Annotated in this window: 9 protein-coding genes and 1 pseudogene; 7 read left to right on the top strand and 3 right to left on the bottom strand. The window is 77.6% G+C overall.

Annotation, left to right across the window (positions count from 1 at the left end):
* The first annotated feature begins 285 nt into the window (after window positions 1–285).
* Together ACI79I_RS15365 and ACI79I_RS15360 are read left to right on the top strand one after the other, a co-directional pair.
* Window positions 286–555 carry a DUF1876 domain-containing protein gene (locus ACI79I_RS15365; RefSeq protein WP_456993179.1) on the top strand — a complete coding sequence of 90 codons (270 nt, stop codon included), beginning with the start codon at window positions 286–288 and terminating at the stop codon, window positions 553–555.
* Window positions 552–938 carry a DUF5655 domain-containing protein gene (locus ACI79I_RS15360; protein ID WP_456993178.1) on the top strand — a complete coding sequence of 129 codons (387 nt, stop codon included), beginning with the start codon at window positions 552–554 and terminating at the stop codon, window positions 936–938. Before ACI79I_RS15365 ends, ACI79I_RS15360 begins: the two co-directional genes overlap by 4 nt.
* A gap of 62 nt (window positions 939–1,000) precedes the next feature.
* Here ACI79I_RS15360 and ACI79I_RS15355 read toward each other — a convergent pair whose 3' ends face one another.
* Window positions 1,001–2,548: a DUF4389 domain-containing protein gene (locus ACI79I_RS15355; protein WP_456993177.1), complete on the bottom strand. Its 1,548-nt coding sequence runs from the start codon at window positions 2,546–2,548 to the stop codon at window positions 1,001–1,003.
* A 199-nt stretch (window positions 2,549–2,747) separates the two neighbouring features.
* Between ACI79I_RS15355 and ACI79I_RS15350 the strand changes: the two genes are divergently transcribed.
* The 4 genes from ACI79I_RS15350 to ACI79I_RS15335 all read left to right on the top strand — a co-directional run bounded on the left by ACI79I_RS15350 (window position 2,748) and on the right by ACI79I_RS15335 (window position 8,622).
* Window positions 2,748–5,159 (top strand): phosphatase PAP2 family protein, encoded by a 2,412-nt coding sequence (locus tag ACI79I_RS15350; RefSeq protein ID WP_456993176.1) that lies wholly within the window; start codon window positions 2,748–2,750, stop codon window positions 5,157–5,159.
* A gap of 162 nt (window positions 5,160–5,321) precedes the next feature.
* Complete coding sequence (locus ACI79I_RS15345; RefSeq protein ID WP_456993175.1) at window positions 5,322–6,203, top strand: universal stress protein; 882 nt, start codon at window positions 5,322–5,324, stop codon at window positions 6,201–6,203.
* Between the two features lie 161 nt (window positions 6,204–6,364).
* A complete protein-coding gene (locus ACI79I_RS15340; RefSeq protein WP_456993174.1) occupies window positions 6,365–6,835 on the top strand; it encodes a pyridoxamine 5'-phosphate oxidase family protein in 471 nt (156 codons plus the stop codon).
* A 71-nt stretch (window positions 6,836–6,906) separates the two neighbouring features.
* The gene (locus tag ACI79I_RS15335) at window positions 6,907–8,622 is read left to right on the top strand and encodes a GAF domain-containing protein (RefSeq protein ID WP_456993173.1); all 1,716 of its coding nucleotides are present in this window, start codon (window positions 6,907–6,909) and stop codon (window positions 8,620–8,622) included.
* 6 nt (window positions 8,623–8,628) lie between these two features.
* Here the strand turns inward: ACI79I_RS15335 and ACI79I_RS15330 are convergent, their stop codons facing one another.
* Window positions 8,629–9,309 carry a response regulator gene (locus tag ACI79I_RS15330; RefSeq protein ID WP_456993172.1) on the bottom strand — a complete coding sequence of 227 codons (681 nt, stop codon included), beginning with the start codon at window positions 9,307–9,309 and terminating at the stop codon, window positions 8,629–8,631.
* A gap of 848 nt (window positions 9,310–10,157) precedes the next feature.
* Between ACI79I_RS15330 and ACI79I_RS15325 the strand changes: the two are divergent.
* Window positions 10,158–10,547, top strand: a pseudogene (locus ACI79I_RS15325) (DUF222 domain-containing protein); the annotation flags it as partial.
* A 433-nt stretch (window positions 10,548–10,980) separates the two neighbouring features.
* On the opposite strand, the gene ACI79I_RS15320 reads toward ACI79I_RS15325, so the two are convergent.
* On the bottom strand, window positions 10,981–11,490 hold the full coding sequence (locus ACI79I_RS15320; protein WP_456993171.1) for a hypothetical protein: 510 nt from the start codon (window positions 11,488–11,490) through the stop codon (window positions 10,981–10,983).
* Window positions 11,491–11,541: the final 51 nt, after the last annotated feature.

The following is an 11,541-nucleotide window of genomic DNA, read 5'->3' as shown; positions in this document are numbered from 1 at the left end:
CAGCGGGGTCGGGCCGGCCACCGGCGCCGAGCAGTTCGTGGACGCCCTCGACGAGGCGGATCGCGCCGGGTGTGGTGACGACCAGGATCCGCGCGGCGCTCTCCCGGGGTTCCCGGAGCCGTGCGCCGACCCTCGCGGCACGAAGACGAACGACCCGGCGGGCGGGGTCGACGCCGGCGGGGCCCGAAGTCCCTGACGCTCGCGCCTTCGGACCTGCCCCGCCCCCGGCCCCCGGGCGTCAGAGTCGGCCCCGGGACGACGACCGGACCGGAACGGAGGACCGCAGTGGACACGACCAAGACCTGGACCGTGGACGTCGAGATCGGGGAGCACGACGGGCACACCCGCGCCATCGCCCGGCTGGACACGGGGGACGGCGACCGGATGGTCGGCGTCGGCTTCGCCCGGCTGAGCCCCAGCGACACCGACGTCCCCGAGATCGGCGACGAGATCGCCGTCGCCCGGGCCCTGACCGACCTCGGCCGCCGGCTGCTGCGCACCGCCACCGAGGACGTCGAGCAGGCCACGGGCGAGCGCGCGCACCTGGTGATGTGACACCGAAACAGCGGGCCGAGGGGACCGCGACGCCCGAGGAGTTCTTCGCCGGCTCACCGCTGGGCCTGGCGGTGTACGAGCGGGTGGCCGCGACGGTGGACGACGCCGGGGCGGCCGAGGTCCGGGTGACCGCCAGCCAGGTCGGCTTCCGCCGTCGGCGCGGGTTCGCCTGGCTGTGGCGTCCGGGCCGCTACCTGCGCTCGCCTCCCGCGGAGGTGGTGCTCACCGTGGCCCTCGGCCGGCAGGACGGCTCACCACGGTGGAAGGAGGTCGTCCACCCCACCGGCGAGCAGTGGGTGCACCACCTGGAGGTGCGCGACCCGGCCGAGGTGGACGACGAGGTCGCCGGCTGGCTGCGGGAGGCCGCCGACCGGGCCGGCTGAAGCGGACCGACCCGGCGCGGTCGCTCACCGCGGTCGGCGGTCAGCCCGGGCGCCGCGGCGGGTCAGCGTTCGGTCCCGGGGAGGGGGCCGACCGGGCGGTCGGACTCCGGCTCGGTGCGCGGCGCGGGCGGGGCCGGCGCAGGCGCCGGAGGGCCGGCGGCCGGCACCGGCGGCGGCGCCGGTGGGGCGGGCACGCCCCCGGCCGGACCGGCCTGCGCGCGCTGCACCGCGAGCGCCACGAGCAGGACGCCGAACAGGAGGAACAGCCCGCCGAGGACGAGCAGGCCGCCCCACAGCCACGGCAGACCCGGTGCGGTCATCCCGGCGCGGGCCTCGACGTCCAGGCCCGCCGTGCCGTCGGCGCGCAGGACCACGACGGTCCAGTCGCCGTCGGCCGGCGTCCAGGTCAGCGTCTGGGTGCCCGAGCCCTGCGCCTGCGCGGTCCAGGTGTCCAGCTCGCCCGGGGGCTGTGCCGGCGGGCCGCCGCGCCGCTCCTCACCGCCCGCGCCGGGCTGGGGGCCGATCTCGTCGACCACGCGCCGGCCGACGCCGTCCAGGTACCGGTCGACCTCGGTGCTGGGCGCCACGCCGAGGAACAGCTCCGTCGACGGGTCCTCCGCGGTGACCTGCAGCCGGACGTCGCCGAGGACGTCGTCGACGAGCCACTCGTCGCCCGCGGTGTCCAGCGTGATCGTGTCGGTGACCAGCGCGTACTGCTCGGTGCTGAGGTCCTCGGTCGGCGTCCAGACGTAGCCGTCCTCGCGCTGGCTCGTGTCGGCCCACGCCAGCCCGGCACCGCCGGCGAGCAGGCCGGTCGAGGCGAGCAGCAGCACCGCGCCGACGACGACCGCGGCCACCCGGCCCGCGCTCCAGCCCGCGGTGGGGGTGGACGCCCGCGGCGATGGCCGCGGCGGCGGTCCGCCGGGACCGGCGGCGAGCGACGCCGGGTCGGGACCGCCCATGTCGAGGCGGAACGGCGGATAGCGGTCGGTCATCAGCGCGACGTAGGCGGCCACCCGGAGCACCCAGCGGTCCATGCCGAGCACGAAGTCGTAGAGCGGCTGCGGATAGCGGCCGGTGAACAGCAGCACGATCCCGGCGATGAGCACCAGCAGGCCGACGAGTCCGCCGGCGGCCCAGCCGGAGTCCTCCGGCCCGTCCCCGCCGGCCAGCCAGATGCCGCCGCCGGCGAAGAGGCCGACCACCAGCAGGTGCGGGATCGCCAGCAGCCAGGACTTGACCAGCACCAGGCCCCGCGACAGCCGCTCCGGGTACGGGACGTCGAGGCGGGCCGGGTAGTCCGGGACGTCGGCGAGGGTGAACGGCGGGTACCGGTCGGTGCCGAGGGCGGCGTAGCCGTAGTAGTGCACCCGCCAGCTCCACCGCAGCACCCCCACGTCGAAGTCGAACAGGGCCCGCGGGTACCTCCCGGTGACCAGGATCGCGAACCAGGCGACCACGGTGAGCACGACGAAGGCGATCCACAGCAGCGCGAGCACGATCGCGTGCGGGATCAGCAGGATCCACTTGACCAGCCACAGCCAGCGGGAGAGCGGCGCGTCCACGGCCGCGTCCACCCGCACCGGGTAGGGCGTGTGCTGCTCGGTCACGGCACCGGTCCTCGCTGTCGCCCGCTCGGGCCGCGCGGTCGCGCGGCCGCCGACGGGGCGTCCCCAGCCTCGGGGGACGCGCGGCGGCCGGACACCGACCTCCGTCGGTGCCCGGCCGGGGACCGAGGTCCCGGTCCACCTCGCGGCGGGGGCCGGAAGACCCTGAGCGCTCCGGGACCGGACGGTGTGGACTCCCCCCATGACCTCGCGCGTCGTCCAGCCCGCCGGGCCGGGGCTGCGCGGTCCCGGCCCGGGTCCGGGCCGCAGGCCGGTGCAGCGGCACCCGGTCGACCTGGTGCGGGCGGTCCTGGGGCTGGCCGTCCTGGCGCTGGGCCTGCTCGTCGCCCAGCGCGGGGAGCTGCCGGTCCTCGAGCGCGACGTGTTCCGCCTGGTCAACGACCTGCCCGCGCTGGTCTTCCCGGTCGTCTGGGCGGTCATGCAGCTGGGCAACGTGGTCACGGTGCCCGTGGTGGCGGGGCTGGCCGCGCTCACCCGGCGGGTCCGCACGGCGCGCGACATCCTCGTCTCCGGCGTGCTGGCCCACCTCGCCGCCGACCTGGTGAAGACCCTGGTACAGCGGGAGCGCCCGGGCGGGTTCGCGCTCGAGGTGAACCTGCCCGAGGGGCCGGTCGCCGGGCTCGGCTTCGTCTCGGGCCACTCCGCGGTGGCTGCGGCCCTGGCCACCGCCGTCGTCCCGTACCTCTCCCGGCGGGGACGGCGGTGGGCGTGGGTGCTGGCCTGGACCGTGGCGCTGGCCCGCGTCTACGTCGGCGCGCACCTGCCCCTCGACGTCGTCTGCGGCCTCGGCCTGGGCTGGGCGATCGGCTCGCTGGTCCACTGGGCGTTCGGCGTGCCGCGCCGGGAGGTGGCGACCGCTTCGGTCGGGCGGCTGCTGGAGCGCTACGGCCTGCCGGTCCGCGAGCTGCGCCCGGCGGCGGTGCGGGCGCGCAGCTCGCACCCCTTCGAGGCGGTCGACGAGCGCGGCCGGCGGCTGTACGTGAAGTTCCTCGAACCCGACCGCGCCGAGCGCGACTGGCTGTACCGGATGTGGCGGCTGCTGGCCGTGCGCGACGTCAAGGACGCCGACGCCGTCGCACCCCTCGGGCAGCAGGCCGAGCACGAGGCGGTCGCGGCGATGACCGCCCGGGAGCGCGGCGTCCGCGTGCCGCCCGTGCTGCTCGCCCGCGGCACCGACCGCGGCGCCGTGGTCGTCCAGGAGTTCGTGCCTGGGCGGGGGCTCGACGAGCTGCCGGCCGGCGAGCTGACCCCGGAGCTGCTGACGCGGGTGTGGCAGCAGGTCGGGCTGCTGAGGGCGGCCCGGGTCGCCCACCACGACCTGGTGGCCGCCAGCGTCCTGGTCGACGCCGGCGGCAGGCCGTGGATCGTCGACTTCGGCAACGCCCTCACCGGGGCCGACGACGACGCGCTGGCCGACGACGTCGCCGAGCTCATGGCCTCCCTGGCGTTGCGCACCGACCCGGCGCTGGTCGTCGACCGCGCCGTCGAGGTGCTCGGACCCGACGCCGTGGCCACCGCCCTGCCCGGGCTGACCCCGCTCAGCCTGTCGTCGGCGACCCGTTCGGAGGTCCGGGAGGACCCCTCCCGGCTGGACGCGCTGATGACCGCCGTCCGCCGCCGGCTCGACCTGCCCGACCCGGACCGGCCGGAGTTCGGGCCGCCCGGCGCGGCCGCGCGGCTGGCCGTCGCCGCCGGGTGCGCGCTGGTGCTCGTCGGGGTGCCGCTGCTGGCCGGCGCGACGGCGTTGCTGGACGCCGTCGAGGACGGCGGCTGGCGGTGGCTGGGCGCGGCGGCGGTGCTGGCGGTGCTGGCGCGGGCCGCGCACGCGACCGCCGCGCTGCTGACCGTGGACCGCCGGGTGGCACTGGGACGGACCTACGGGGCGTCGATGGCTGCCGAGGGCGCGTCGCTGCTGCACGGCGCCGAGGGGTGGGACCGGTCGGCGGCCCGCTTCCTGGAGCGCGCGGGCGTGCTGCCGGGTGCGGCGCGGCGGGCGGTCGACCGGCTCGTCGCCGGGTCGGTCGTCGCCGCCGTCCTCGTCGCGGTGGCCACGCTCGTGCTCGCGCTGGTCGAGGGCGGCCTCGGGGACCGGCGCACCCCGGAGGCGCTCGTGCCGGCCGTGGCGCTGGGCCTGGGCGCCTGGGCGCTGGTGATGGCCGGCCAGTGGCTCGCCCGGCGGGCCGACACCGCGCCGCAGGTGCGGCGGCAGGTCGCGCGCACCCTCCGCGAGGGGTTGGCCCGCAACGGGACCGGCCTGCCCTGGCACCGCGGGGCGCAGCTGGGCTGGTCGGTCGTCGGTGTCGCCCTCGAGGGCGCCGCGCTCGCCGCCGCGGTGCACGCCGTCGGCGGCTCGCTCCCGCTGCTGGCCACCACCACCATCTACGCCGGCCTGCACCTGCTGTGGTCGCTGCTGCCGGCCGCCGGGGCGCCCGGCGCCGCGGAGGTGACCCTGCTGCTCGCGCTCACCGCCCTCGGCGCGCCGCTGGCCAGTGCCTGCGCGGCCGCCCTGGTCTTCCGCCTGCTCGTCTTCTGGGTCCCCGCGGGTGGGGGGACGCTGCTGTCGGCCCGGTTCGAGCACCGCCTCGGGGCGTGACCGCGGCCGTCGGCGCGGCCCCCGGTGCCGCACCGGACCTGCCCGAGCCCGGTGCGCGCGGATGCGGGACGTTGGTCCGTGCTCTCCGGGACCCCCGGCCGAGGACCTCGCACCCCGGTCCGGCCGACGCTGGCGGAGCACCGTCGACCGAGGGAGCTCCCCATGTCCCCGTCTTCCCCTTCTGCGCCGCCGGCGGACGAGCGGGCCGCCAGCAGCCGGTTCCGTCCCGTCGTCGTCGGCGTCGACGGCTCCACCGCGGCGACCGCGGCCGCCCGCACGGCGGCGGAGGAGGCCGCCCGGCGGTTGCTGCCGGTGCGCATCGTGCAGGCCGTCCCGTCGCGGGCGGAGGTGCCGGCCGGGCCCGGGCTGGAGCAGGCCCGCGCCGCGGCGGTCGCGGCGCTGCCGGCCGGCTCGGTGACCGTCGTCGTCCGCGACGGGCCGGTCGACCTGGTCCTGGCCGACGAGTCCCGGCGGGCCGAGCTGCTCGTCGTCGGGGGCGGCACGACCGGGCGGCTCGACGACGCGACGGCCGCGCTGCTGCGGCGCGCGGCCTGCCCGGTGCTCGTCGACCGGCCGGTGCCGGCCCCCGGGTCCGGGGTCGTGGTCGGGGTGGACGGCGGGCCGGGCACCGCCGACCTGCTCGACGCCGCCGTGCTCAGCGCGTGCCTGCGGAGCACCTCGCTGCGGGTGGTGCACACCTGGACCCGCCGGCGGGAGGTGCCCGGAGCCGCCGAGGACCGCCACCGCGCCGCGGTCGACGCGGCCGAGCGACACCTCGTCGAGCAGTACCTCGACCCGCGCCGCGAGGGCCATCCCGGCGTCCCGATCACGGTGGACGTGCGGCACGGCGACCCCGCCGAGGCCCTGCTGGCCGCGTCCCTGACCGCGGACCTGCTGGTGGTCGGACGCCCGCCGGCCTCGCCGGCCGCCCTCACCACCGCGCTGGCCGGCGCGGCCGCCTGCCCGGTCCTGGTGGTGCCGGTGCGCCGGCCGCTGGTCCCGCCGCCGCGGGGAGCCGTCCGCAGCGCGGTCGCGCTGACCTGAGCGGCCCGGCGGCGGGCATCCCGAGGACGGTCGGCCGTCAGGCTCGGGACCTCGGTCCCTGAGCCGCGCGTCCGCCGCGCGCCGAGAGTGGGGAGGCGCCGTCCACCTGCTGCGGCCGCCGTCCCCCGAGGGCGCAGCCCCACCACGGCCGAGAGGACACCGTGCACCCCACGGACACCGACCGCGTCGTCGAGGTGCTCGCCGAGCCGGAGTGCCGCGCGCTCATCGGCACCGTCCGGATCGGCCGGCTCGCGTTCACCCGCGACGCGCTCCCGGCCATCCAGCCGGTGGCGTTCCGCGTGCACGACGGCCGGGTGGTGATCCCGGTGGGGACGGGCAGCTCCCTGCTGCCGGGGACCCGCGGCGCGGTGGTGGCGTTCGAGGTGGACTGCTTCGACGAGCACGGGGGCACCGGCTGGACGGTCACCGTCGTCGGTCCCTCCCGGTCGGTCACCGACCGCGACGAGGCCGCCGTCCTCGACCGGCTGCCGTGGACGCCGCCGGGGCGCCGGCCCGACCGGTGCTACGTCACCGTCGGGATGGCCCTCGTGCAGGGCTGGCGGGCGGTACCGGCGAGGGCCACGGCCGCCTCCGCCGCGGCCGTGCTCCCCGCGGTCGCCGACCCCGCCTGACCGGCACGACGCGCCTTCCCTTCCCCATCCGGACGTGGGAGTCTCGGATCGGCGGAGAGGGGGTCCGCGCCATGTCGCCTGCGCCGTCCGACCCGGGCCGGCCGCCCGGGACCAGGTGGTCCCCGTCGGGCGGCACGCGCCTGACCGAGCTGCTCGAGGAGGTCCAGGAGCGGCTGGCCGAGGTCACCCGCAGCCAGGCCCGGGTGCACCACCTGCTCGACGCCTTCCTCAGCGTCTCGACCGGCCTGGACCTGGAGTCCACGTTGCACCGCATCGTGGAGGCCGCGGCCGACCTCGTCGACGCGCGCTACGGAGCGCTCGGCGTGCTGGCCCCGGGCGGCGGGCTGGCGGCGTTCATCCACGTCGGCATCGACGAGGAGCTGGCCGCGCGGATGGGGTCGCTGCCCGAGGGCAAGGGCGTGCTGGGGCAGCTCATCACCGAGCCGCACCCGCTGCGGATCCCCGACCTGAGCCGCCACCCCGCCTCGGTCGGCTTCCCGCCGCACCACCCGCAGATGCGGTCCTTCCTGGGGGTGCCCGTCCTGGTACGGGGTGAGGCGTTCGGCAACCTGTACATGACCGAGAAGCGGCAGGGCGAGTTCACCGCCGAGGACGAGGCCGTGCTCACCGCGCTGGCGGGGGCCGCCGGCATCGCGATCGACAACGCCCGCCTGTACGAGGAGGGCGAGGTCCGCCGCCGCTGGGCGGCCGCGGTCTCCGACGTCCGCGCCTGCCTGCTCAGCGCCTCCTCCCCCTCCGAGGCGCTCGGCCTGATCGCCACGCGGGTCGCCGAGCTGACCAGCGCCGATGCGGCGTGGGTGCTCACGGGTCCCGAGCCGGACGACGGCTGCCACGTCGTCCGGGCCCAGGCCGGGGAGACCGCCGGGGACGGCGGTGAGGCCCGGCTCTCCGCCCGCGACAACCCGGTCCTGGCGGCCACCGCGGCGGCCGGCTCGGTCGTCACGCTGGGCGCGGCGGGGCTCGACCTCCCCGGTCCGGCCGCCGAGGTGTCGCGGGGGCCGTGCATCGGCGTCCGGCTGCCCCTGAGCAGCGCGCAGGACGTCGTCCTCGTCGCCACGCGCCGCGCGGGGACGCCCCCCTTCGCAGCGACCCTGCCGCCGCTGCTCGCCTCGTTCGCCGACCAGATCGCCGCCGCGCTGGACATGGCCGCCCGTCAGCGGCTGGCGCGGCAGCTCGACGTCTACGCCGACCGCGACCGCATCGCCCAGGACCTGCACGACCACGTCATCCAGCGGGTGTTCGCCGCGGGGCTGGGCCTGCAGTCGGTGCTGCCGAGGGTCGCCGACCCGGACGCGCAGCGGCGCATCCGGGAGGTGGTCCACCAGCTCGACGAGACCGTCCGCGACATCCGGACGACGATCTTCGACCTGCACACCACCGACGACACCGACACGAGCCTGCGCCGCCGGGTCCTCGACATCGTCACCGAGACCGCCGGCCGCGACCTGCACCCGACGGTGCGCATGTCCGGCGCGGTCGACGGCCTGGTCACCGGGGAGCTGGCCACCGACGTCGAGGCGGTCACCCGGGAGGCGGTCAGCAACGCCGCGCGGCACTCCGGCGCCGGGCACGTCACCGTCACCGTCGACGTCACCGACGAGGTGGTCCTGGAGGTCACCGACGACGGCCGGGGCATCGAGCCCCGCGCCGCCCGCAGCGGCCTGCGCAACCTCGAGGTGCGCGCCCGGCGGCGCGGCGGCGGCATGAGCGTGCAGGCCCTCCCCGAGGGCGGCACCCGGCTGCGGTGGTGGGCGCCGGTCCGCTGAGTCCGGTCAGGCCTGCCGCGAGGACGGCGGGGTGGCCCCGCGCAGCTCGGTCGCGAGGACGGCGGCCTGCGTGCGGCGCTCCAGGCCGAGCTTGGCCAGCAGGTGGGAGACGTAGTTCTTGACCGTCTTCTCGGCGAGGAACATCCGCTCCCCGATCTGCCGGTTGGTGAGCCCCTCGCCGATCAGCTCGAGGACGGTGCGCTCCTGGTCGCTGAGCTTGGCCAGCGGGCCGGCCGGCTCGGCGGCGCGCCGCAGCCGCTCCAGCACGGCGGTGGTGGCCGTCGGGTCGAGCAGCGAGCCACCGGCGGCCACGGCGCGGACGCCGCTGACCAGGTCCTGGCCGAGGATCTGCTTGAGCAGGTAGCCCGACGCGCCGGCCATGATCGCCTCGAACAGGGCCTCGTCGTCGCTGTAGCTGGTCAGCATGACGACCTTGAGCTCGGGCATCCGCGACCGCAGCTCCCGGCACACCGAGACGCCGTCCCCGTCGGGCAGGCGGACGTCGAGGACGGCGACGTCCGGCCGCAGCGCGGGGCAGCGGGCGATCGCCTCGGCGGCGTTCTTGGCCTCGCCGACCACCGTGATCCCGGGGTCGCTCTCCAGCACGTCGGCGACGCCCCGCCGGACCACCTCATGGTCGTCGAGGAGGAACACCCGGATCTCGCGGCCGTTCCCGACTGGGCTCACCGCCACCCTCCGTCCACCGCCGAGCGGCCGCACACGGGCGCGCGGGACCGCTGTCGGCACAGGTTAGGGGCGGCGTTGCCCCGTGCCGGCAGGGTCGAAGGTCCCGGTGATGACGTACGCGGGACGGGGGCGGCCGCGAGCGCTGACCGGAGCCGCGCCGGGGGGGCGTCCGGACGCGGTGGATCGACCCGGACGTCGCGGATCGACCCGGACGTCGCGGATCGACCCGGACGCCGCGGATCGACTCGTCTCCGTGTCGCCCTGTCGACAGGGACACCAGTCGACCTGTCGCTCTGTCGCTCCGTCATCGAGGGACTCCCTTCCTCCGGCCCGGTTCGAGCCCTGCTCCGCAACCCGTGTACCTCTTCGCTGCTCAGGGCCGGGAAGTGTCGTACCTCCGGCCTGGGTTGGGGGTGTGTTCGGCGGCAGCGGGTTCGGGGTGGGGCTGACGGTGGCCCTGCTGGAGCCGCCTGCCGGTGTGCCTCGGCATCCGGTGCCGGTGCAGCTGTCCGACGCGTTGCCGGTGCACGCCCGGTCGGCGGAGGAGAAGGCCGCCGAGCTGCAGCGGCTGCAGCGGCTGAAGGCGATGCTGGCCGCCTACGAGCGGGACCTGGTCGCCGGGCTGGCCGCCGACCGCCCGGACACCTTCGACCGCAAGGCCGGTGAGGCCGGTGCCGCGCGGGGGAGGGGTGGGCCGGGGCGGCCGGAGGGGGTCGGTGAGTTCTTCGCCGACGAGCTGGCGCTGGTGCTCCACACCTCGCGCGCGGCGGCCAGCACGCTGATCGATCAGGCCAGCGCGCTGACCGGGGCGCTGCCGGCGACCCGGGCGGCACTCGCCGAGGGCGCGGTTGGACTGGCCCCGTGCCCGGGCGATCGCGACCGAGCTGGGCCGGCAGGCCCGCGCCACCGATCCGCGGATCGTGGCGGAGGTGGAGGCCGCGGTGCTGCCCCGCGCCGCGGAGCTGTCGGTGCGCCGGCTCAAGGCCGCGGTGGCCGCCGAGCTGGCCGCCCGCGACGCCACCGCCGCCGAGGCCCACCGCGCCGACGCCGCCCGCGGCGCCACCGTCGCGGTGCGGCCGGTGGGCGATGGCGTCTCCGAGCTGGTGGCCACCATGCCGCACGAGCTCGCCGCCGCCTGCCGGCAGACCCTCGACCGGCTGGCCCGCGCCGCGCACCAGGCCGGGGACCAGCGGCCGCTGGGCATGCTGCGCATCGGCGCCCTCGCGGACCTGGTGCTGCGCCCCTGGGAGGAGCGGGCGCCGGTCGGCGCGCACCTGACGGTCACCGCACCGCTGGACGCGCTGGACCTACGCCCTCACCGCCGACGGCACCCTGATCGTCACCACCCCCCGCGGCATCACCCGGACCAGCCGACCACCCGGCCTGCGACCGGCCCTGCCCCTCACCGGCCCCCGCGTCCTGGCCGGACCCCCACCCCAGCCCCCACCGGCACCCGACCCCACCGAGGACCCCCCACCCTTCTGACCCACGCCGCACCCACCGCGACGGCACGTGCCCGCCGTGGGTGCGGGCTCGGCCGCAGGGAGGTCAGGGGCCGGCTACTCCAGCGTCACGGCGGTCAGCGACCGCGCGTGTCCGAGACCCCGGAGGTCACGCCGGCCGCGCCACCGCCCACGCCTGGCGCGCGGTGTGGGGTCTGTCGCGTGACGATCAGCCGACCAGCGACTCCAGCGTCACGGCGGCGAGCAGCCGCGCCCACCACGGACGCCGGGTCGGTGGCGGAGCGGGGTCCGCACGGCGCCACAGGCGGCGGGCCGGGCGCACCGCCATCGCCCCGCCCTTCATGCTCACCCAGCCGCCCGGGCCCATCGTGACCAGCGCCTTGGCCCCGCTCGGCCGGGTCGCCAGGCGCCGGGCGACCAGGACGCCGCCCACCACGACCTCGGCGGTGGTGAGCACACGGGTGAGGTCGACCGCCGGGCGCCAGCGCACCCGGCCGTCGCGGATGACGAACGCGCCCAGCGGCCGGGCCCCGGCCATCTCGGCGTCGAACCCGCCGTCACCGGCCACACCGGCGTCGCGGCGGGTCGCGGTGTGCGAACGGGAGGCGGTCGCCGTGATGACGGTGACGCCGTCCCGCTCGTAGGGCGGGGCGAAGCCGACCACCTCGCCCCGCCGGGCCGGCGGCTCGAACGGGTCGACGGTGCTCAGACGGTCCACGGGCGGCCTCCGGTGTGCTCGGCGACGGGCCGGCCCAGCCTGACAGCGGCG

The sequence above is a fragment of the Geodermatophilus sp. SYSU D01105 genome, assembly GCF_054050095.1.
Note: the sequence above shows the minus strand (reverse complement) of the source record. Positions and strands in the feature narration are given on the sequence as shown.